We start from the raw sequence: 21524 nt of genomic DNA on the forward strand, positions 1-21524 counted from the left end.
CGCGCGTCAGCTCACGGCGTCCGTCACCGCGGCGACGAGCTCGTCGATGTCGGCGTCCGTGGTGTCGAACGAGCACATGAGCCGGACCTCGCCGGTCTCGACGATCCAGTCGTAGAACCGCCACCGTCGCCGCAGGATGTCCGCGACGCCGGGCGGGAAGATCACGAAGATGCCGTTGGCCTGCGTCGGTCGGGTCACCTGGACGCCGGGCAGGTCCTCGATGCCGGCACGCAGCCGCGCCGCCATCGCGTTGGCGTGCTGGGCGGACCGCAGCCAGAGGTCCCCCTCGTACAGGGCAACGAGCTGCGCGGACACGAAGCGCATCTTCGAGGCGAGCTGCATGTCCATCTTGCGCAGGTAGGTCAGACCGCCGTCGGCCGCGGGGTCGAGCACGACGACCGCCTCACCGTAGAGCAGGCCGTTCTTCGTGCCGCCGAGCGACAGGAGGTCGACGCCGGCATCGGTGGTGAACGCACGCAGGGGCACGCCGAGGCTCGCGGCCGCATTCGAGATCCGGGCTCCGTCGAGGTGCAACCGCATCCCGTGCTCGTGGGCCTGGTCGGCCAGCGCGCGCACCTCGTCGGGCGTGTACAGCGTGCCCAGCTCGGTCGACTGGGTGATCGACACGACGCCCGGCTGGGCACGGTGCTCGTCGCCGAACCCCCACGCCTGCGTCGCGACGAGCTCAGGGGTGAGCTTGCCGTCGGGCGTCGGCACGGTCAGCAGCTTGATGCCACCCATCCGCTCCGGGGCACCGTTCTCGTCGGTGTGGATGTGCGCGGTCTCCGCACAGACGACCGCACCCCACCGCGGCAGCACGGACTGCAGCGACAGCACGTTGGCGCCGGTGCCGTTGAACACCGGGAACACCGTGGCCGCCTCGCCGAAGTGCTGCACCACCACCTCGTGGAGCCGGGAGGTGTAGACGTCCTCGCCGTAGGCGGTCTGGTGGCCACCGTTGGCCTCGGCGATCGCGGCGAGCACCTCGGGGTGCACCCCCGCGTAGTTGTCGGAGGCGAAGTCGCGGCGGTCGGCATCGTGCAGTCGGGTCACCGGGACAGTCTCCCCGACGAGTGCCGTCCACAGGCGCACGCCGAGCGGGTGCGGCATGATCCGACCAGATCAGAGGAGGACGACGGTGGTGCACCAGCAGGATGCTGACGCGGACGACGGCAGGGACGAGACCCACAACGAGCGGGCCGACCGGAACTGGAACGAGCTGCTGCAGGAGCTCCGGGTCACGCAGACCGGGACGCAGATCCTCACCGGCTTCCTGCTGACCATCCCGTTCCAGCAGCGGTTCGCGGACCTCGACGCGTTCCAGACGGACCTCTACCTGGTGCTCGTGGTCCTCGCGGTGCTGGCGACGGCTCTGTTCGTCGCGCCCGTGAGCCTGCACCGCATCCTCTTCGGCCGGCGGCTCAAGCCCGAGCTGGTCACCGCCGGGGGCCGGTTCGCCCGCGCGGGTCTCCTGGTGCTCGCCCTCGTCATGGCCGGCAGCGCGATGCTCATCTTCGACGTCGTCCTGTCACGCGACGCTGGACGTGCCGTGGGGATCGCGTCGCTGGTGCTGCTGTTCGCGTCGTGGTGGGTGGTCCCCCGGGTCATCGCCAGCCGCGCCCGGGACTGACCTACGCACGAGGCCGGACCACCGCCAGGTCGAGCGATACGGTCGCCGGGTGACCGAGGACTCGCCGATGCGCTTCCGAGAACCTGCGGCGCTCGCCTGGCAGTCCCCCGTGGAGGTCGTCTGCCCGCGGTGCGGAAGTCGCGCGACCGTCCGAGAGAACGATGTCGGCTACCGGCTTACGTGCACCCGCTGTCCGCTGGCCGTCGACGGGGGCAGCGAGAGGCACGTCCTCGTCGACGGACGCCTGGTCGTCCTGCAGTGGAAGCACGGCGCGTGGCACGACCCTGCCGTGGACCGGTACGTGTCCGTCTTTCGCGCCAGGGAGGGTGAGGAGCCCGTCTTCGGCCTGCCGCTCTGGCTGCGCACCGAGTGCTGCGGCGGTCACCTGCTGTGGGCCAACAACGAGGAGCACCTGGGCTACATCGAGAGCTATGTCGGCGCCACGCTTCGGGAGTCTGTGGGACTGTCGACCGTCCTACCGACGTGGATGAAGCTCGCCAAGAATCGCGAGGACATCCTCCGGTCGCTCCACCGCCTCCGGACGACGCTCGCCCCGGGGTGAACCGCTCTCAGGAAGCGGCAGCCGCCCGGCACGATGCGCAGGTGCCGACGAGCTCGATCGTGTGGTCGACGTCGTCGAAACCGTGCGCGGCGCCGACCTGTGCGGCCCACGCCTCGGCCTGACCGGCCTCGATCTCGACCGTGCGGCCGCACGACCGGCAGACGAGGTGGTGGTGGTGGCTGCGCTGCTCACAGCGGCGGTAGACCGACTCGCCGTCCTCGGTGCGCAGGACGTCGACGTCACCGTGCTCGGACAGGCTCTGCACGGCCCGGTACACGGTGGCCAGGCCGACGCTGGACCCACGGGCCCGGAGCATCTCGTGGAGCTGCTGGGCGCTGCGGAACTCGTCGACGTCCTCGAGCAGGTCGAGGATCTCGGCGCGTTGCCGCGTCTGACGGGGGACCACGACCATCGCGCCGACCTTCCTTCCTGAGACTGGTTCCCACTATAACGCGACCGGGCCCCCGATCCCGGAGGATCGAGGGCCCGGTCGAGGGTGCTGAGGTCAGCCCTGGACGGCGCGCTTGAGGGCGCTGCCGGCGGTGAGCTTCACGCGGTAGCCCGCGGGGATCTCCAGCTTCTCGCCCGTCTGGGGGTTGATGCCGGTGCGAGCACCACGCTCGGCGCGGGCCACGGCCAGGAAACCGGGGATCGTGACAGCCTCGCCGGCGGCGAGGTTCTCGACGAGGACCTCCTGGAAGGCCTTGAGGGCCTTGTCCGCGTCGGTGTTGGTGAGGCCGGTCTTGGCCGCGACGGCCTGGACGAGCTCGGTGCGGTTCACGCTCACTGGATGTGCTCCTCTGTGTTCACTCGGACATGCAGGCCCACTACCGGGCCGTTCCCCGGGGCGCGCAGCAGTGCCGCGAGCAACGGGGACGATCGGCTGACACTAACCCGACAACCGCAGGAATCCGTGCATCGGGCGTGTCGCGTCACCTGTGCGTTCGCGCCAGGAGGTCCTCCACCGGCCACGTCGTGATCACCCGCGCGGGGTCCAGGTCGTGCTGCGCGGCGCGTTCGCAGCCGGCGCCGAGCCAGTCCAGCTGACCCGGTGCGTGGGCGTCCGTGTCGATGGAGAAGTCGCAGCCGGCCTCGATCGCGACGGCGAGCAGCTCGTGCGGCGGGTCCAGGCGGTCGGGGCGGCAGTTGATCTCCACGGCGACACCGTGCTCCGCGCAGGCGTCGAACACCGCACGCGCGTCGAACTCGCTCTGCGGCCGGCTCTTGCCCTTGATCTGCCGGCCGGTGCAGTGCCCGAGGACGTCGGTGCGCGGGTTGCTCACCGCGGCGATCATCCGTCGGGTCATCGGACCCGACTCCATGCGGAGCTTCGAGTGGACCGACGCGACCACGACGTCGAGCTGGTCCAGCAGGTCCGGGTCCTGGTCGAGCCCGCCGTCGTCGAGGATGTCGACCTCGATCCCGGTGAGCACCCGGAACGGACCGACGGCGCCGTTCAGCGCCCTGACCTGGTCCAGCTGGGCACGCAGCCGCGCGGCGGACAGCCCGTTGGCCACGGTCAGCCGGGGCGAGTGGTCGGTGATGGCGAGGTACTCGTGCCCCAGCTCGAGGGCGGCCAGGACCATCTCCTGGATCGGTGTCTTCCCGTCCGACGCCTCGGTGTGCGAGTGCAGGTCGCCGCGGAGCCGCTCCCGCAGCTCGGCGGCGCGGGGGTCCAGCGTGGTCCCGTGCTCGGCCTCGAGCTCGTCCAGGTACTCCACCGGCTTGCCCCGCAGCACGTGGGCGACCACATCCGCGGTACGCGCCCCGACCGCCGGAAGGTCGGCCAGCGACCCCGAGGCGGCCAGCGCGGCCAGACGGTCGGGCGCCTGCCGTTCGATACTGCGGGCGGCCCCACGGAACGCCTCGCTGCGGTACGGGCTCGCCTGGGCGCGCTCCAGCAGGAAGGCGATGCGGCGCAGGGCCGCGACAGCCTCGGCCTGCCGGTCGGCGGACGAGCCGCTCACGACGCCTTACGACGCGTCTTGCGCGGGGTCGGCTCGTCCTCGTCGGCCTTCTTCTTCGGCTTCGCCTTGGCCTTCGGCTTCTCCTCCGCCTCGGGCTCAGGTGCCTCACCGCGTGCTCCGCGCGCCTTCTCGACGCTGCGCTGCAGGGCCGCCAGGAGGTCGACCACGTCTCCCCCGCCGTCGCCCGCACCCTCCTCGCCGACCGGCACCGGGACCGCACGGGTGCTGCCCGACGACACCTTGGCCTCGATGAGCTGCTCCAGGGCGCCCGCGTAGCGGTCCTCGTACTGCGACGGGTCGAAGTCGGCCGCGAGCGAGTCCACCAGCGACGCCGCCATGGCGAGCTCCTGCGGACGGACCGAGACGTCCTCGTCGAGCACCGGGAAGTCGGCGGCGCGGACCTCGTCGGGCCACAGGAGCGTCTGCATGACGATGACGTTGTCGCGGACGCGCAGGATCGCCATCGACTCGCGCTGACGCAGCGCCACCTTCACCACGGCGACACGGTCGGCCTGCTCGAGCGCACCGCGCAGCAGCGCGTACGGCTTGGCGGCCGTCTTCTCCGGCTCCAGGTAGTACGTCTTCTGGAGCAGGATCGGGTCCACCTGGTCGACCGGGACGAACTCCAGCACCTCGATCTCGCGCTCGGTGGACAGCGGCAGCGAGCGGAAGTCCTCGTCGGTGAGCACGACGAGCTCGCCGTCGTCGGTCTCGTAGCCCTTGGCGATGTCCGACATCTCGACAGGCTCGCCGTCGATGCTGCAGAACTTGCGGTACCGGATGCGCCCGCCGTCCTCCTTGTGCACCTGGTGCAGGGTGACCTCGTGCTCCCCCGTCGCCGAGTACAACCGCACCGGGACGTTGACCAGCCCGAAGGCGACCGCGCCCTTCCAGATCGCTCGCATGGCCGTGTCCTCCAGTGATGGCTGCTGGGCGTGTTGGTACCAAGCCGCGCCGGCGCGGCCTCCTATGGGCAGGATGGACCCGTGGAGCCCATGCTCGCCACCCCTGCGACCGGTCCGGCGGAGCTTCCGCGCGGGCCGGAGTGGGCGTACGAGGTCAAGTGGGACGGTGTGCGGGCGCTCGCGGACACCACGTCGGGCCGGCTTCGCCTCTGGAGCCGCAACGAGCGTGAGATCACCGCGGCGTACCCCGAGCTGCGCGGGCTGGAGGGGATCCAGGGCGCGGTGCTCGACGGGGAGATCGTCCTGATGGCCGACGGGATCCCGTCGTTCACCGCGCTCGCGGAGCGCATGCACGTGCGTGATCCGCGCCGCGCCGAGGCCCTCGCAGCCCAGCGCCCGGTGACGTTCCTCGTGTTCGACGTGCTCCGGTTGTACGGCGTCGACCTCACGCGCAGCACCTACGACGAGCGCCGAGACACGCTGTCCCGCCTCGAGCTCCCCGACCGGGTCGAGCTCTCCCCGGTGTACCCCGACGGGCAGGAGCTGTGGGAGGTCACCAAGCAGTTCGGGCTGGAGGGCGTCGTCGCCAAGCGCCGGTCCTCGCCGTACGTGCTCGGCCGACGTTCACCCGACTGGGTCAAGGCCCCGCACCGCCGCACCCGCGCGGCTCTCGTCGGCGGCTGGCGCGAGGAGACCAACGGCTCGGGCCGGATGGGGGCGGTCCTGTTCGGTGCGCGCGACGCCGACGGAGCGCTGCGCTACCTCGGCCGGGCCGGCAGCGGGCTGACCGGGCGACGTGCCACCGACCTGCTCAAGCTGCTGGTGCCGCGCAGCGACTCCCCCTTCGACGACGAGGTCCCGGCCGTCGACGCGCGCGGCACCCGCTGGTGCGAGCCGACAGTCGTCGTCGACACGCTGTACCTCGCTCGCAACCCGACCGGTCGGCTGCGCCAGCCGGTGGTGCGGGCCGTCCGCACCGACACCGACGCCGACCCGTGGGAGCAGCCGTGACGCCAGAACGCCAGATGGTCGACGTCGAGGGTCGTCAGGTCCGGGTCAGCCACCTGGAGAAGGTCATGTACCCGTCGACCGGGATGACCAAGGCCGAGGTCATGAACTACCTCGTGCAGGTGGCCCCGGCGCTGCTCCCCCAGCTGCGCGACCGGCCCGTGACCCGGATCCGGTGGCCCGACGGCGTGGCGGGCGAGAAGTTCTTCGAGAAGAACACGCCGCGCGGCGCCCCGGAGTGGGTCCGTCGGCAGAAGCTGCGGGCGGCGCCGGGCGCGGAGGACGAGGGCGCCGAGCTGGAGCTGCCCTTCCTCGACGACCTCGCCGGGCTCGTGTGGGCCGCGAACCAGGGGGCGCTCGAGCTGCACACACCGCAGTGGCGCGTCGGGCCGCGCGGCAAGATCCACACGCCCGACCGGCTGGTGGTCGACCTGGACCCGGGCGCACCGGCCGGGCTGACGGAGTGCGCGGCCGTCGCGCACCTCGTCGCGGACCGCCTGCGCGAGGACGGGCTCGACACGACCGTGCCCGTCACCTCCGGCAGCAAGGGCATGCAGCTCTACGCGCCGCTCCCCGGGAACCAGACGGTCATGGAGATCCGGCAGTACGCCCGCGACGTGGCGTACGAGATCGCCGCGGCGCACCCCGGACAGGTGGTCGCGATCATGAAGAAGGACCTGCGCGGCGGCAAGGTGCTCATCGACTGGTCGCAGAACCACCCCGCGAAGACCACCATCACGCCGTACTCGCTGCGCGGTCGGGACGTCGCGCACGTCGCCGCGCCCCGGTGGTGGGACGAGGTCGGGCCGGGGCTGCAGCAGCTGACCCCCGACGAGGTGGCTGCGCGGCTCGCCGACCGGGGGGACCCGTTCGCCTGACCCGTTCGGATGGCGACACCGTCGCAGGTGGGGCAGCGTGGGTGTCAGCCGGGATCGACCCCGCACGAACACGAGAAGGAGCCCTCGATGGTGCTGCCGAAGTACACCGTCCCGTCCCTCACCCTCCAGCAGGGTGCCGACGTCGCCGCCGTCCTGCAGCAGCGGCTGGATGCGCTGAACGACCTGGCACTGACGCTCAAGCACATCCACTGGAACGTCGTCGGACCGCACTTCATCGCCGTGCACGAGATGCTCGACCCGCAGGTCGACGCGGTGCGGCTGATGGTCGACGCGATCGCCGAGCGCATCGCCACCCTCGGGGTCGCCCCGGTCGGCACACCCGGCGCGCTGGTGCAGAACCGCACCTGGGAGGACTACTCCATCGGCCGCGACAGCGCGATCGCCCATCTCGGCGCTCTCGACGTCGTCTACATCGGCGTCATCGAGGACCACCGCAAGGCCGCCAAGGACGTCGAGGAGATCGACGACGTCACCAACGACCTGCTGGTCGGCCACCTGCACGAGCTCGAGCTGTTCCACTGGTTCGTCCGCGCGCACCTGGAGTCGGCCGGCGGTGTGCTCACGACCGGCAACGCGCAGACCGAGAAGACCGCCGCGCGGAAGGCGTCGGCCAAGGACAACGCGTGACCGCATCCCCCAGCGCCCGGCCCGTCGTCGGCTCGTCCGGCGGCGGGCCGGTGCTTCGAACCGCCCGCCCGGGCGGTCCGTCCGCGGCGTCCGCGAACCCCGCCTCGTCCGTCCCCCGCACGCACCTCGCGGCACGCCTCGAGAACGGGTTCGACCGTGCAGTGGCTCATCAGCTGCGCCGCCGCGGCTGGACCGTGCGCATCGAGCCGTACGCCGGGTACGGCGCGACGGGGTGGGTCCGGGTGCTCGCCCGGACGCTGCTGGCCGCGCCCCAGGTCCGCGACGACGAGCTGCCCGGCGCGGGCAGCAGCGCCCAGGCGGGTGAGCGATCGGCCAGTGCGGTACGCGGCTGGCGCAGCTTCGCGACGGCCCAGGTGTCGGGTGCGGAGCTGGAGGTCCAGGTCGGCGGCCGGACGCACACGGTCGTCACCGATCGTGGCGGGTACGTCGACGCGATCCTCGAGTCCGACCTGGCATCCGGGTGGCACGACGTGCGGCTCACGACGAGCGACGGCTCCACAGCGACCGCCCCGGTGCACGTGATCGGGCCGGACGTGCGGTACGGGATCGTCAGCGACATCGACGACACCGTGATGGTGACGCGCCTGCCCCGGCCCTTCGTCGCCGCGTGGAACGTGTTCATGCGGCACGAGAACGCACGCGAGGCCGTTCCCGGGATGGCGCGGCTGTACGCGGAGCTGCGCACGGGCGACCGGGACGTCCCGGTGGTCTACCTGTCGACGGGAGCATGGAACGCCGCGCCGACGATCGCGCGGTTCCTGCGCCGGCACCGTTACCCGGCAGGGCCGCTCCTGCTCACGGACTGGGGCCCGACCAACAGCGGCTGGTTCCGCAGCGGTCCCACCCACAAGGTGACGCAGCTGCGCCGGCTCTTCACCGAGCTGCCGGACGTCCAGTGGATCCTCGTCGGCGACGACGGACAGCGCGACCCGCAGATCTACGCTGGCGCCGCGCAGCGGTTCGGGGACCACGTCCGCGCGATCCTCATCCGGCAGCTGACCTTCGGGGAGCACGTGCTCGCGCACGGCGTGCCCGTGCCGACGGTCGACTCGGTGCGCGCCGAGCAGCAGGCCGCCCGGCGGCCGGACGGCATCCCCGTCCTGCAGGGAGCCGACGGCACCGAGCTGCTGCGCGACGTCCGCGCGGAGGGGGTCGACCTCTCCTAGAGGCGCTCGGGGTCGTCCCAGTCGTCGCTGCTGGCGATGGCCTCGTCGTCGGCCTCGAGCTCGACGGCGTGCAGCGAGCGCGGGGCGTGGTCGGGGTTGCCCCCGGACCGCGCGTCGGCGGCGTCGAGCTCCGCCTGGGCACGCTCGGGGTCGGCGAGGTGCTCGGCGGACGGGTCGGACGTCAGGTCGCGGTCGCGGCTCATGGTCCGGTTCTACCGCTCGCGGTGTCCCGGTGCACGCGCAGACCACCCCCTGGTCGATGGTGTCCCGTCGTGGGCCGTCGCGGCGTCGCTCGGTGGGCTAAACGATTAGCGCCCTCCTGCTCGTTCGAAGCGCTTCGATACGGTCGCGGCGGTCGTCGCTCAGCGTCGATCCCCCGGGAAACCCGGCATCGCCGCCGGGAGCCCTCACCGCCATCACGAAGGAGTGCTGCGGATGTCCGCCCCCTCGCTCGTTCCCCGCGCACCAGCCCGGCTCGCGGCACTCGCCGCCGCCGGAGCGCTGGTCGCCGGCGCACTCGTCGCCATCGCCGGCCAGGCGCCCGCCCACGCCGCCGACTCCTCCTACTCGTGGGGGAACGTCGAGATCGTCGGCGGCGGCTTCGTCCCCGGCATCATCTACAACCAGTCCGAGAAGGGCCTCGTCTACGCCCGCACCGACATCGGTGGCGCGTACCGGCTGGACAGGACGACCAAGCGCTGGATCCCCCTGCTCGACCACGTCGGCTGGGACGACTGGGGCCACAACGGCGTCCTGTCGCTGGCCACCGACCCCGTCAACCCGGACAAGGTCTATGCCGCCGTCGGCATGTACACGAACAGCTGGGACCCGAACAACGGCGCGATCCTGCGGTCCTCTGACCGCGGTGCCACCTGGTCGAGGACGAACCTGCCGTTCAAGGTCGGCGGCAACATGCCGGGCCGCGGCATGGGTGAGCGCCTGCAGATCGACCCCAACGACAACCGCGTCCTGTACTTCGGCACCGAGGGCGGCAACGGCCTGTGGCGGAGCACCGACTCGGGCGTGACCTGGGGCAAGGTGTCGAGCTTCACCAACGTGGGTAACTACGTCCAGGACCCCAGCGACCCGAACGGGTACCTCACCTCCAACCAGGGCGTCGTGTGGGTCACGTTCGACCCGGCCAGCGGCACCAAGGGCTCGCCGACCAGGACGATCTACGTCGGCGTGGCCGACAAGGAGAACACCGTCTACCGGTCGACCGACGCGGGTGTCACGTGGTCGCGGGTCGCCGGTCAGCCCACCGGGTACATCGCCCACAAGGGCGTGTTCGACTCCGTCGGCAAGCAGCTCTACATCTCGACGAGCGACACCGGCGGCCCCTACGACGGCGGTCACGGCGACCTGTGGCGGCTCGACGCGGCGACGGGCACCTGGACGCAGATCAGCCCCGTCCCGTCGTCCAGCACCGACAACTACTTCGGCTACAGCGGCCTGACGATCGACCGCTCGGACCCCGACACGATCATGGCGGTCACCCAGATCTCCTGGTGGCCGGACATCCAGGTCTTCCGGTCCACCGACCGCGGTGCCACCTGGTCCCGGATCTGGGACTGGAACGGCTACCCGGACCGCACGCTGCGGTACACCCTCGACATCTCCGGCTCCGGCTGGCTGACGTTCGGCAAGCAGCCCGCCCCGCCGGAGCCCAGCCCCAAGCTCGGCTGGATGACGGAGTCCTTCGAGATCGACCCGTTCGACTCCAACTCCTTCCTGTACGGCACCGGCGCCACGATCTACGGCGGCTCCAACCTCACCGCCTGGGACACCGGCGGCAAGGTGGCCATCGGCGTCAAGGCGCAGGGTCTGGAGGAGACCGCGGTCCTCGACCTGGCCGCTCCCCCGGGATCCGTCCAGCTCGTCTCCGGCCTCGGAGACATCGGCGGCTTCGTGCACTCCGACATCACCAAGGCGCCGTCGGCGTACTCGGCGACCGCCCCGTTCCTGGGCTCGGTCAACGGCACCGACTTCGCCGAGAAGACCCCGGCCACCATGGTCCGCGTCGGCTCGGGCGACGCCGGCAGCTCGCACATCAGCGTCTCCACCTCGAGCGGCACCTCCTGGTGGGCCGGTCAGGAGCCGTCCGGCGTGACGGGCGGCGGCACCGTGGCGATGAGCGCCGACGGCAGCCGGATCGTGTGGAGCGCGGACGGGGCCGGCGTGCACACGTCGTCGACGCTCGGCTCGAGCTGGACGGCCTCCACCGGAGCGGCCATCGGCGCCCGCGTCGAGGCCGACCGGGTCAACCCGCTGAAGTTCTACGCGTTCTCCGGAGGCACCTTCTCCACCTCGACCGACGGCGGCGCCTCGTTCACCGCGTCGTCGGCCACCGGGCTGCCCGCCACCGGGAACGTGCGGTTCGCCGCGGTGCCCGGCCGCGAGGGCGACATCTGGCTCACCGGCGGGACGACGGGCTCGACCTACGGGATGTGGCACTCGACCAACTCCGGCGCCACGTTCACCAAGATCGCCGCGGTGAACGAGGGTGACGCGATCGGCTTCGGCAAGGCGGCACCGGGCGCGTCCTACCCCGCCATCTACACGTCGTCGAAGATCAACGGGGTCCGCGGGATCTTCCGCTCGGTCGACGCCGGGGCCAGCTGGGTCCGGCTCAACGACGACAAGCACCAGTGGGGCTGGACCGGCTCGGTCGTGATCGGCGACCCCGACGTCTACGGACGGGTCTACGTCGGCACCAACGGGCGCGGCGTGGTCGTCGGCAACCTCACGGGCACCGACCCCACGACGTCGCCGACACCGACCACCACGGCGACGCCCACGCCCACGGTCACCACGACGCCGACACCCACCCTGACGCCGACACCCACGGTCCAGCCGGGCGTGTGCACGGTGAAGTACACGACGTCCGACTGGAACACGGGCTTCACCGCGTCGGTGAAGATCACCAACGGGAGCGCGTCGACGATCAACGGCTGGTCGCTGAAGTTCGCCTTCCCCGCCGGCCAGACGATCACCAACCTGTGGTCGGGTGCGTTCACGCAGTCAGGTGCGGCGGTCACCGTGACGAACGCGCCGTGGAACGGGTCGATCCAAGCCGGCGGCAGCGTGGAGCTCGGGTTCAACGGGTCTCACACCGGGACCAACACCAAGCCGACGGCGTTCACGCTGAACGGCACCACCTGCACCACCGGATGAGCTGCGGGGCGGGCGGCGTGTGACACGGACCCGCCGCCCTCCCCGCTCGGGCCCGACCTGCCGCACCGACCCCGCGGCAGGTCGGGCCTTTCTGCCCTGGTGCGAACCCGGTGAGCGTGCGCAACGTCACACGTCCCAGGACTGGAGGTATCTCGACGTCAACATACGATCGATCTCGTGCCAGAACGCGAAGAGACTGTCGACGTCGTCCTCGTCGGGGGCGGGATCATGAGCGCGACCCTCGCCGCGCTGATCACCACTCTCGAGCCCACGTGGACCGTCGAGATCCACGAGCGCCGCGCCGAGCTGGCGCAGGAGAGCTCGAACGCCTGGAACAACGCCGGCACCGGTCACGCGGCCCTGTGCGAGCTCAACTACACGCCCGAGCGGCCCGACGGCTCGATCGACATCGCCAAGGCCGTGACGATCAACGAGCAGTTCGAGCTGTCGCGCGAGCTCTGGCACCACCTGGCCACGCACGACCGCCTCCCGGGTGGCGACGGGTTCCTGTCGACCACCCCCCACATGACCTTCGTGCGCGGCGCCGACAACGCCGACTACCTGCGCCGTCGCTTCGAGACGCTGCGCAAGCACCCCCTCTTCTCCGACCTGGAGTTCAGCACCGACCCGCAGCAGATCGCGCAGTGGGCTCCCCTGCTCGTCGACGACCGTGACCCGGACGAGGTGGTCGCGGCGACGCGCGCCGCCGCAGGCACGGACGTCGACTTCGGCCGGCTGACGCGCGCGATGATCGGCGACGCCGTCGACCGCGGCGCGCGGCTGCACCTCGAGAGCGAGATCACGAAGCTCCGCCAGAAGAGGGACGGCACCTGGTCGCTGCGAGTCGCCGACCGGCGCTGGAACGGGCACGTGCGCAGCCGTCAGGTCCGCGCGCGGTTCGTGTTCGTCGGCGCCGGCGGTGGCGCCCTCCCGCTGCTGCAGAGCTCCGGCATCCCCGAGGCCAAGGGCTTCGGCGGGTTCCCGATCAGCGGGCAGTTCCTCAAGACGACGAACCCGCAGATCGTCGCCCAGCACCAGGCGAAGGTCTACGGGAAGGCCGACATCGGCGCTCCCCCGATGTCCGTGCCGCACCTCGACACCCGCGTCGTCGACGGCGGGACGGCGCTGCTGTTCGGCCCGTACGCGGGCTGGAGCATGAAGTTCCTCAAGCACGGCTCGTGGACCGACCTGATCCGGTCGATCCGGCCCGGCAACCTGATCCCGATGCTCGCCGTCGGCGTGCGGAACCTGGACCTGGTCAAGTACCTCGTCGGTGAGGTCACCGCGACGGACACCGACCGCCTGCGCACGCTGCGAGCGTTCATGCCGACCGCGCACCCGCGCGACTGGGAGCTCGTCACCGCGGGACAACGCGTCCAGGTGATCAAGAAGGACAAGGCCCAGGGCGGGGTGCTGGAGTTCGGCACCGAGCTGGTCACCGCTGCGGACGGCTCCATCGCCGGTCTGCTGGGCGCCTCACCGGGTGCGTCGACGGCCGTCGCCACGATGCTCGACCTGCTGGAGCGCTGCTTCCCCGAGCGCATCGACGGCTGGCAGCCGCGCCTGCGCGCGATGATGCCGAGCCTCGGCGGCGGCGCATGGGACGAGTCGTTCGAGCTCGAGCAGCTGGTGGACGACGAGCAGGTCGGGTCCGAGCGCTGAGCTCTGCTCACACCGTGCGGCACGATGGGGGCATGAGCGACCCCGTCGAAGCCGTCAGCGCGGAGATGCGCCACGCCAAGGTCCGCGCGGCCACCGAGCACACGACGGTCGGTCAGGTCACGACGACCGACGACGGACGCGTCAGCATCGCGTGCGCGTGCGGCATGGACCTGACCAACGGGCCGACGTGGTCCCTGGACGAGCACATCCGGCTGCACCGGGCGGAGGCTCGCTTCCTCGCGCTCGCCGCGGTCGCACCCGAGGGCATCCCGCGTCTGGTGGCCTGGCCGCTCTAGACCGGGGCGCGCTCGAACGCGTCCTCGTCGTCGTGCTCGTGGGGCAGACCGAGCTCGTGCGCCCGCTCGTGCGCCTCCCGCGCCGCGATCCGGGCCTGCACGTCCGCGCGACGCAGCGGCGGGACGGTCGTCGGCGGCTGCCGGCGGGCGGGCAGGTCGTCCAGCAGACGCGCGGTGATCTCCGCGATCTGCCGCACGGCGTCCTCGAACGGCTCGCGCGTCGCGTCGCTGAGGGACTGGACGCCCGTGACCTTGCGGACGTACTGCCGCGCGGCGGCCTCGATCTCCTCCGAGGTGGCGGGCGGCTCGAGCCCTCGGAGCGTGGTGATGTTCCGGCACATGCCCCCCGACGTTACGCCGCCACCCCGACACGCGTCTCGAGCTCCAGGAGCGTCAGCTTGGCCGTCGCACCGCCCGCGTACTGCCCGGGTGTGCCGTCCGAGCGCACCACGCGGTGGCACGGCAGGACGACGGGCAACGGGTTCAGCGCGCACGCGGTCCCGACCGCCCGGACCGCGCGCGGGCTGCCCGCGAGGTCCGCCATCTGCGCGTAGCTGGCGGTGTGCCCGTACGCGATGTCGGGCAGGTGCAGGACGACGTCACGGCGGAAGCCGCGCAGCAGCTGCAGGTCCAGCGGCAGGTCGAAGGTGGTCCGCCGGCCGGTGAAGTACTCGTCGAGCTCACGGGCGACGTCATCGAGCTGCCCGGGCGCCTCCAGCACCCGCGGGCTGATCTGCTGGGCGAGCGCGCTGAGCACGGCGTCGTGGTCCTGGACGCCGAACGCCACCCGCACCAGACCGGCAGGCGTGCGTGCCAGCAGCAGGGGGCCGACGGGGCTGTCCACCGTCCGGTAGGCGACGTCGAGCAGGTCGTCGCCGGCAGCGCGCACCACGAGGAGCCGGTGCAGGCGCGCCAGGTCGTCCTCGGCGATGTCCGGTGCGAACGTCATGACTCCTCCTGGTCGATCGTGGGATAGGTGCGCCGCAGGGTTGCGACGCCGTCCGACCCGGCGCGCCGGGCAGCGGCGGCGGTGCCCCCGACGATCGCCGCGACGTCGTCGTAGGGCAGCCCGCCGAGGTGGTGGTAGGCGACGACGTGCCGCTGCTTGGTGGGCAGAGCAGCGATCGCCGCCCACAGGTCGAGGTCGCGGCCCTGCGGCGGCAGGACCCGGTCGGGGACGACGGCGACGGGCACGGCGTGCCGGGCGGCACGGCGCACCACGTCGACCGCCTTGCGGTGCGCGATCGTCACGAGCCACGCCTCGACGTTCGCGTCGGCCGGCAGGTCCGGATAGGCGCGCAGGGCCGCGAGGAACGTCTCCGACCAGGCGTCGTCGGCGTCGACCGGTCCGACCACCGCGCGGCACACGCGCAGGACGGTGGCGCCGTGCTCGACGACCACACGCTCGAAGGGTTGCTTCACCGTCACAGTGTGCAGACGCACCAGCCCTCCCAGGTGTGAGGTCCGGCTCCTACAGTGGCCCGATGACGAACCTCGAGGTGCGGCCGGTGCCGGAGCTGTGCGACCTCGTCCCGTCCCTCGGGCCCGTGGTCGAGCTGCACGAGGCCCGGGACGTGCCCCTGGGCGGTGTGCGGGCGATGCGCGTGCGCCGGACGCTCCCCCAGAGAGCCCTGCCGCTGGTCGGCGCGTGGTGCTTCCTCGACGAGTTCGGACCGCAGCACGTGGACATGCGGGTGCTCCCCCACCCGCACACCGGTCTGCAGACGGTGACCTGGCCGGTCGCCGGCGAGATCCTGCACCGGGACAGCGTCGGGTCCGAGGCGGTCGTCCGGCCCGGGCAGCTCAACCTCATGACCGCCGGGCACGGGGTGTCCCACTCGGAGTTCTCGCTGGGGACGCAGCCCCTGCTGCACGCGGTCCAGCTCTGGGTCGCGCTGCCCGACGGGGTGGCCGAGGGCGCCGCCGGGTTCGAGCAGGTGAGCAACCTGCCCGTGTGGGAGGCACCCCGGGCTCGGGCCACGGTGTTCATCGGCGACCTCGACGGGACCTGGTCACCGGCGCACGTGCACACGCCTCTGCTGGGCGCGGAGGTCGTGCTGGACGCGCACGCGGACATCGAGATCCCGCTGGTCCGGGGCTTCGAGCACGCCGTGCTGCTGCTCGGCGGGACCGCGGAGGTCGCCGGGACGCCGCACACCACCAGCGGCCTGCTCTACCTCGGCGACGGACGCGACCACGTACGGGTCCGGTCGACAGACGGTGCTCGGCTCCTGCTGCTCGGCGGTGCACCGTTCGCGCACGACCTCGTCATGTGGTGGAACTTCGTCGGCCGCACGCACGCCGACATCGCTCAGGCACGCGCCGACTGGGAGTCCGAGGCCCGCGCGGACCGCTTCGGGGTCGTCGCCGGCCATGACGGAGCTCGCATCCCCGCACCCGACCTGCCCAACATCCGCCTCCAGCCCCGCCGCCGCCTGCCCCGCACCCCGAAGGAGCCCTCGTGACCGACCTCTCCCACCTGCCGGCCCGCTCGCAGGTCGTCGCCGCCGCGCTCACCGACGCCGGGGTGCTCGGCGAGGTGGTCGAGCTGCCCGACTCCGCGCGGACGGCGGCGCAGGCCGCCGCTGCGCTGGGCACCGAGGTCGGAGCGATCGCGAACAGCCTGATCTTCTGGGCCGACGACCGCCCTCTCCTCGTGCTGACCAGCGGGCGGCACCGCGTGGACACCGTGGCACTGGCACGGCAGCTGGGCCGGACGCACGTCGGACGCGCGACGCCCGAGCAGGTCAGAGCCGCCACGGGCCAGGCGATCGGCGGTGTGGCGCCCCTCGGGCACCCCGAGCGGGTCGAGACCGTGGTCGACGTGGCGCTCGCCGACTACCCGCAGGTCTGGGCAGCGGGCGGGACGCCGCACACGATCTTCCCGACGACGTTCGACGAGCTGGTCCGGATCACGGGCGGCTCCGCCCTCGTGGTGGGCGACTGAGCGCGTCGCGACGCACACTGAGCCCGACGAGAGGGGACCACGTGGAGGACGCTTCCACCCGCAAGCCCGTGCTGCTCACGGTCGACGACGACCCGGCGGTGTCCCGGTCGGTGGCCCGGGACCTGCGACGACGCTACGGCGACGCGTACCGCGTGGTCCGCGCCGACTCGGGTCCGCTCGCCCTCGACGCGCTGCGCGAGCTGCGGCTGCGCGGCGACCAGGTCGCCGTGCTGCTCGCCGACCACCGGATGCCCGCGATGACCGGCATCGAGTTCCTCGAGCAGGCGATGGACATCTACCCGCAGGCGCGTCGCATCCTGCTCACCGCGTACGCCGACACCGACGTCGCGATCGACGCGGTGAACGTGGTCGACCTCGACCACTACCTGCTCAAGCCGTGGGACCCGCCGGAGGAGAAGTTCTACCCGGTCCTCGACGCGCAGCTCGAGGCGTGGACCGCGCACCCGCCGAAGGCGGTCCACGAGACGAAGGTGGTCGGGCACCGGTGGTCCGCCCGGTCGTCGGAGGTGCGCGAGTTCCTGGCGCGCAACCAGGTGCCGTACCGCTGGTACGCCAGCGACAGCCCGGAGGGCCGCGTGCTGCTCGACGCCGCCGGCGCCGGCGACACCACCCTGCCCGTCGTGGTCACCACGCAGGGCGAGGTGCTCGTCGCGCCCAGCGACGGCGAGCTGGCGGAGCAGGTCGGCCTGTCCGTGAGCCCGTCGGAACGCTTCTACGACCTGGTCGTGATCGGCGGCGGGCCGGCAGGGCTCAGCGCTGCGCTGTACGGCGCGTCCGAGGGCCTGCGCACCGCGCTGGTCGAGCGGACCGCCACGGGCGGGCAGGCCGGGCAGAGCTCGCGGATCGAGAACTACCTGGGCTTCCCCGACGGGGTCTCCGGCGCCCAGCTGACCGAGCGGGCACGTCGGCAGGCCCTGAAGTTCGGGGCGGAGATCGTGATGACCCGCGACGCCGTGGCGCTCGAGGTGCGCGGCGCGGCGCGGTCGGTGCGGTTCGACGACGGCAGCACGGTCGACGCGCACACCGTGATCGTGGCCAGCGGCGTCGCCTACCGAGAGCTCTCCGGTCCGGGGATCGGCGCGCTGACCGGCCGCGGGGTCTATTACGGCTCCGCGCTCACCGAGGCGAGCGCGTGCGAGGACCAGGACATCTACGTCGTGGGGGGCGCCAACTCCGCCGGGCAGGCCGCGATGTACCTGTCCCGGCACGCGAAGAGCGTGACCCTCGTCGTGCGCGCGGCGTCCCTCGACCAGTCGATGTCGCGGTACCTCGTCGCGCAGGTCGAGGAGAACGACCGCATCCACGTCCGCACGCACAGCGAGGTGGTCGAGGCCGTCGGCGACGACCACCTCGAACGGATCGTGCTGCGCGACACCGTCACGGGTGAGCAGGAATCTGTGGACACCGGCTGGTTGTTCGTGTTCATCGGGGCCGCACCCCTGACCACGTGGCTGGACGGCACCGTGACCCGCGACGACCACGGGTTCGTGTGCGCCGGCCACGACCTCCTGGTCGAGGGCAAGGTGCCCGACTCGTGGCCGCTCGACCGACCTCCGTACCACCTGGAGACGAGCGTCCCCGGGGTGTTCGCGGCCGGCGACGTGCGCGCCGAGTCCGCCAAACGTGTGGCGTCCGCCGTGGGCGAGGGCGCCATGGCCGTGATGCTCGTCCACCGGTACCTGGAGCAGCTGTGACCACCACCGAACCTCTGGCGACCACCAGCCGTCGGCACCTTGCGTGCGACATCGACGAGCTGCGGAGCCTCTTCCTGTTCGAGCACCTGAGCGACGAGCAGCTCCTCTGGCTGTGCTCGCACGGGCACGTCGAGCACGTCGAGCCCGGCGTCCTGTACCGCGAGGGCGACCCGGCGACGGACTTCTACGTGATGCTCTCGGGCTCGTTGGCCATGTACCGCCGCGTCGGCGCCGACGACGTGGAGATCGCCCGCACCGGCCAGGTCGGCGTGTACGCCGGCGCGTGGGGTGCCTACCTGGGCGACCGGGTGCCGCAGACGTACGCGCAGACGCTGCGTGTCCTGGAGCCGTCCCGGTACTACGTGCTCGCCGCGGCCGACTTCGCGTCGTTCATGACCGACTGGTTCCCGATGGCCGTGCACCTGCTCGAAGGGTTGTTCTTCGGCCAGCAGAGCTCACAGGCGGCGACCGGCCAGCGCGAGCGGCTGCTGGCGCTGGGTTCGCTGTCGGCCGGCCTGACGCACGAGCTCAACAACCCGGCGGCGGCAGCGACCCGCGCGACGGCGACCCTGCGCGAACGCGTCGCGGGGATGCGGCACAAGCTCGCGCTCATCGCGTCGGGCCCGTACGACCGCGAGCAGCTCGCGCAGATCATCCACCTGCAGGAGAAGGCCGTCGCGGCCCTGGCCCGCACGCGCGCGTCCGACGTCGTCCCCACGGCGCTGGAGGTCTCGGACCTGGAGGACTCCCTCGGCGAGTGGATGGACGACCACGACATCGCCGGCGGCTGGGAGCTCGCACCCAGCTTCGTCGCCGCGGGGCTCGGCACGGACTGGCTCGACATGGTCGCGTCGTGCGTGGGACCGGAGGTGCTCGAAGGTGCCGTGCGGTGGCTCTCGTACACGCTCGAGACCGAGTCCCTCATGAACGAGGTCGAGGACGCGACCGGACGGATCTCCGCGCTCGTCGGCGCCGCCAAGCAGTACTCGCAGATCGGCCGCGCCCCGGACCAGACCGTCGACATCCACGAGCTCCTGGACAGCACGGTCACGATGCTCGAGCGGCAGCTGGGCGACGGGATCACCGTGGTCAAGGACTACGACCGCACCCTGCCGCCCATCCACGTGTTCGGCGCCGAGCTCAACCAGGTGTGGACCAACCTGATCGACAACGCCGCACAGGCGATGGACGGTCAGGGCATCCTCACCCTCACCACCCGCCGCGTCGACGACTGGCTCGAGGTCGAGGTCGCCGACACCGGCCCCGGCATCCCGGACGGCGTCGTCGACAGGATCTTCGAGCCGTTCTTCACCACCAAGCCCGTCGGCTCCGGCACGGGCCTCGGGCTGGACATCTCGTGGCGGATCGTCGTCGGCAAGCACCACGGCGACCTGACCGTCACCTCCGTGCCGGGCGACACCCGCTTCCTCGTCCGGCTGCCCTACTCCCCGACGGAAGGACCCACCCCATGACCCAGTCCACCATCGACCCGACCGTGCCGCCGAGCGGGACCGGGTGTCTCGAGTGCGACGCCACCGACGGCTGGTGGTTCCACCTGCGCCGCTGCGCCACCTGCGGTCACGTGGGCTGCTGCGACACCTCTCCGTCGCAGCACGCGACGGCGCACTTCCGGGAGTCCGGGCACCCCGTGATGCGCACGTTCGAGCCCGGCGAGGACTGGTTCTGGGACTACGCGGCCGACGACTACACGCAGGGGCCGGCGCTCGCGGACCCCGAGCACCGGCCACTCGAGCAGAGTGTGCCAGGCCCTGCGGAGCGAGTCCCCGACGACTGGCGCCGGCGCCTGCACTGACGTGCTCGACGGGCCTCCCGCCAGATCCTGACATACGCTTCGGGACGCACCATCGCGGGCATCTGCCCGACCACAACGGGTTCAGCAACGAGCCCACGGAGAGCTCCCGCCCCCCGCCCGTGGGGGCGTCGCGGAGGACGTCGTGCCCACCCCCCATCCCAGGCCCGCTCAGGTCGGTCGCTTCCAGTACACGGCGTCCACCGGACGCTGGTGGTGGTCCGACGGCATGTTCCAGATCCACGGGATGTCCCCGGGGGACGTGGTCCCGACGCTCGCGATCGTGTCGCGGCACATCCACCCCGAGGACCGCGGCCGCGTCCTGGACGTCCTCGGACAGTGCGGCGTCGACGGCGAGCCGTTCGGCTGTCAGTACCGGCTGCTCGACCTGACCGGTACGGAGCGGTTCGTGACGCTCACGGGGGCCGGTGTCGCGGACGGTGACACCCTGCGCACCGTGACCGGCTTCCTCGTCGACACCACCGCCGCCCAGCGGGACGCCGTCGCGCACCAGGTCAACGAGGAGCTCACCCAGGCACTGCGGTCGCACGCAGTCATCGACCAGGCCAAGGGCGCCTTCATGCTCGGCTACGGGATCGACGGCGACGCGGCGTTCGAGCTGCTCCGGTGGGGGTCGCAGCAGCGCAACGTCCGGCTCCTGACGCTCGCGGAACGGCTCGTCGCGGCCGTCGAGTCGGGCGGCGGGCTCGGGTCGGACACGCGGCAGAGGCTCGACGACTTCTACTTCGCGAGCCTGACCGACGGTGTGCCCGAGCCGCCCGTCGCGCGCACGACCCCGGGCCTCGACACGACGTTCGACACGACCGGGGACGTCCCCGCGGTCCGCGTCGAGGGACCGGTGGACCTCGCGACGGCGCACGAGCTCACCGCGGCGGTCACCCAGCTCATGATCAAGGCCCGCGAGGTGGGTGCCATGGTCGTCGACCTGCGCCAGGTCACGCACCTGGGGTCGGTCGGTGTGTCGGCTCTGAGTGCCGCCCACCGGCGGAGCGCGGCTGCAGGTGTGAAGATGCGTATCGTGCTCTCCCCCGGCGCCAGCCTCGGGCTGGCGGGAGCACACGGCCTGGACGTGGTCAGCGCGACCGCGGACCAGGTCTCCCCGACCAGCTGAGGA

24 protein-coding genes are annotated in these 21524 nt (G+C 71.9%); 15 read left to right on the top strand and 9 right to left on the bottom strand.

Annotated elements, in window-relative coordinates; all coding sequences use genetic code 11:
- Nucleotides 1-6 precede the first annotated feature (6 nt).
- Nucleotides 7-1053 carry a low specificity L-threonine aldolase gene (locus ASD16_RS06965; RefSeq protein WP_055915846.1) on the bottom strand — a complete coding sequence of 349 codons (1047 nt, stop codon included), beginning with the start codon at nt 1051-1053 and terminating at the stop codon, nt 7-9.
- Between the two features lie 85 nt (nt 1054-1138).
- Between ASD16_RS06965 and ASD16_RS06970 the strand changes: the two genes are divergently transcribed.
- A complete protein-coding gene (locus tag ASD16_RS06970; protein WP_235523143.1) occupies nt 1139-1630 on the top strand; it encodes a DUF6328 family protein in 492 nt (163 codons plus the stop codon).
- 49 nt (nt 1631-1679) lie between these two features.
- Nucleotides 1680-2192, top strand: a complete 513-nt coding sequence (locus ASD16_RS06975) for a hypothetical protein (RefSeq protein ID WP_055914601.1) — start codon at nt 1680-1682, stop codon at nt 2190-2192.
- Between the two features lie 7 nt (nt 2193-2199).
- Here the strand turns inward: ASD16_RS06975 and ASD16_RS06980 are convergent, their stop codons facing one another.
- The 4 genes from ASD16_RS06980 to ASD16_RS06995 all read right to left on the bottom strand — a co-directional run bounded on the left by ASD16_RS06980 (nt 2200) and on the right by ASD16_RS06995 (nt 5064).
- Complete coding sequence (locus ASD16_RS06980; protein ID WP_055914604.1) at nt 2200-2604, bottom strand: Fur family transcriptional regulator; 405 nt, start codon at nt 2602-2604, stop codon at nt 2200-2202.
- 93 nt (nt 2605-2697) lie between these two features.
- Nucleotides 2698-2979, bottom strand: a complete 282-nt coding sequence (locus ASD16_RS06985) for an HU family DNA-binding protein (RefSeq protein ID WP_055914607.1) — start codon at nt 2977-2979, stop codon at nt 2698-2700.
- Between the two features lie 145 nt (nt 2980-3124).
- Nucleotides 3125-4159: a PHP domain-containing protein gene (locus ASD16_RS06990; RefSeq protein ID WP_055914611.1), complete on the bottom strand. Its 1035-nt coding sequence runs from the start codon at nt 4157-4159 to the stop codon at nt 3125-3127.
- A complete protein-coding gene (locus ASD16_RS06995) occupies nt 4156-5064 on the bottom strand; it encodes a Ku protein (protein ID WP_055914615.1) in 909 nt (302 codons plus the stop codon). Before ASD16_RS06995 ends, ASD16_RS06990 begins: the two co-directional genes overlap by 4 nt.
- Before the next feature lie 90 nt (nt 5065-5154).
- Here ASD16_RS06995 and ASD16_RS07000 point away from each other — a divergent pair, with 90 nt between their 5' ends.
- The 4 genes from ASD16_RS07000 to ASD16_RS07015 all read left to right on the top strand — a co-directional run bounded on the left by ASD16_RS07000 (nt 5155) and on the right by ASD16_RS07015 (nt 8785).
- Nucleotides 5155-6075, top strand: a complete 921-nt coding sequence (locus ASD16_RS07000) for a DNA ligase (RefSeq protein ID WP_369817945.1) — start codon at nt 5155-5157, stop codon at nt 6073-6075.
- Nucleotides 6072-6950 (top strand): non-homologous end-joining DNA ligase, encoded by an 879-nt coding sequence (ligD, locus tag ASD16_RS07005; protein ID WP_082570629.1) that lies wholly within the window; start codon nt 6072-6074, stop codon nt 6948-6950. The genes ASD16_RS07000 and ligD overlap by 4 nt, the downstream gene beginning before the upstream one ends.
- Before the next feature lie 87 nt (nt 6951-7037).
- Entirely contained in the window at nt 7038-7598 is a 561-nt protein-coding gene (locus ASD16_RS07010) for a Dps family protein (RefSeq protein ID WP_055914624.1), read from the top strand.
- Nucleotides 7595-8785, top strand: coding sequence for an App1 family protein (locus ASD16_RS07015; protein WP_082570630.1), 1191 nt, complete (start codon nt 7595-7597; stop codon nt 8783-8785). The genes ASD16_RS07010 and ASD16_RS07015 overlap by 4 nt, the downstream gene beginning before the upstream one ends.
- On the opposite strand, the gene ASD16_RS07020 is transcribed toward ASD16_RS07015, so the two are convergent.
- Nucleotides 8782-8988: a hypothetical protein gene (locus tag ASD16_RS07020; protein WP_055914627.1), complete on the bottom strand. Its 207-nt coding sequence runs from the start codon at nt 8986-8988 to the stop codon at nt 8782-8784. The genes ASD16_RS07015 and ASD16_RS07020 overlap by 4 nt on opposite strands.
- Before the next feature lie 232 nt (nt 8989-9220).
- Between ASD16_RS07020 and ASD16_RS07025 the strand changes: the two genes are divergently transcribed.
- The 3 genes from ASD16_RS07025 (at nt 9221) to ASD16_RS07035 (ending at nt 13917) form a co-directional block, all read left to right on the top strand.
- Nucleotides 9221-11959, top strand: a complete 2739-nt coding sequence (locus ASD16_RS07025) for a cellulose-binding domain-containing protein (RefSeq protein WP_055914629.1) — start codon at nt 9221-9223, stop codon at nt 11957-11959.
- A gap of 177 nt (nt 11960-12136) precedes the next feature.
- A complete protein-coding gene (gene mqo / locus ASD16_RS07030; protein ID WP_200942871.1) occupies nt 12137-13621 on the top strand; it encodes a malate dehydrogenase (quinone) in 1485 nt (494 codons plus the stop codon).
- 32 nt (nt 13622-13653) lie between these two features.
- Nucleotides 13654-13917, top strand: coding sequence for a hypothetical protein (locus tag ASD16_RS07035; protein WP_055914635.1), 264 nt, complete (start codon nt 13654-13656; stop codon nt 13915-13917).
- Here ASD16_RS07035 and ASD16_RS07040 read toward each other — a convergent pair.
- The 3 genes from ASD16_RS07040 to ASD16_RS07050 are packed head-to-tail and all read right to left on the bottom strand — an operon-like array spanning nt 13914 to nt 15339.
- Entirely contained in the window at nt 13914-14258 is a 345-nt protein-coding gene (locus ASD16_RS07040; RefSeq protein WP_055914638.1) for a DUF2277 domain-containing protein, read from the bottom strand. The two genes, ASD16_RS07035 and ASD16_RS07040, sit on opposite strands and share 4 nt — an antisense overlap.
- 11 nt (nt 14259-14269) lie before the next feature.
- Nucleotides 14270-14866 (bottom strand): methylated-DNA--[protein]-cysteine S-methyltransferase, encoded by a 597-nt coding sequence (locus ASD16_RS07045; protein WP_055914641.1) that lies wholly within the window; start codon nt 14864-14866, stop codon nt 14270-14272.
- On the bottom strand, nt 14863-15339 hold the full coding sequence (locus ASD16_RS07050) for an RNA polymerase sigma factor (protein ID WP_200942873.1): 477 nt from the start codon (nt 15337-15339) through the stop codon (nt 14863-14865). Before ASD16_RS07050 ends, ASD16_RS07045 begins: the two co-directional genes overlap by 4 nt.
- A gap of 62 nt (nt 15340-15401) precedes the next feature.
- Between ASD16_RS07050 and ASD16_RS07055 the strand changes: the two genes are divergently transcribed.
- The 6 genes from ASD16_RS07055 (at nt 15402) to ASD16_RS07080 (ending at nt 21521) form a co-directional block, all read left to right on the top strand.
- Nucleotides 15402-16382, top strand: a complete 981-nt coding sequence (locus tag ASD16_RS07055) for a pirin family protein (protein WP_055914648.1) — start codon at nt 15402-15404, stop codon at nt 16380-16382.
- Entirely contained in the window at nt 16379-16864 is a 486-nt protein-coding gene (locus tag ASD16_RS07060; protein ID WP_055914650.1) for a YbaK/EbsC family protein, read from the top strand. The genes ASD16_RS07055 and ASD16_RS07060 overlap by 4 nt, the downstream gene beginning before the upstream one ends.
- Before the next feature lie 41 nt (nt 16865-16905).
- Entirely contained in the window at nt 16906-18579 is a 1674-nt protein-coding gene (locus tag ASD16_RS07065) for an FAD-dependent oxidoreductase (protein WP_055914653.1), read from the top strand.
- Complete coding sequence (locus tag ASD16_RS07070) at nt 18576-20051, top strand: ATP-binding protein (RefSeq protein WP_055914656.1); 1476 nt, start codon at nt 18576-18578, stop codon at nt 20049-20051. Before ASD16_RS07065 ends, ASD16_RS07070 begins: the two co-directional genes overlap by 4 nt.
- Nucleotides 20048-20392 (top strand): UBP-type zinc finger domain-containing protein, encoded by a 345-nt coding sequence (locus ASD16_RS07075; RefSeq protein ID WP_055914659.1) that lies wholly within the window; start codon nt 20048-20050, stop codon nt 20390-20392. The genes ASD16_RS07070 and ASD16_RS07075 overlap by 4 nt, the downstream gene beginning before the upstream one ends.
- 142 nt (nt 20393-20534) lie before the next feature.
- Nucleotides 20535-21521: an ANTAR domain-containing protein gene (locus tag ASD16_RS07080; protein ID WP_055914661.1), complete on the top strand. Its 987-nt coding sequence runs from the start codon at nt 20535-20537 to the stop codon at nt 21519-21521.
- Nucleotides 21522-21524: the final 3 nt, after the last annotated feature.

The organism is Cellulomonas sp. Root485, assembly GCF_001426705.1.
Lineage (GTDB): Bacteria > Actinomycetota > Actinomycetes > Actinomycetales > Cellulomonadaceae > Cellulomonas.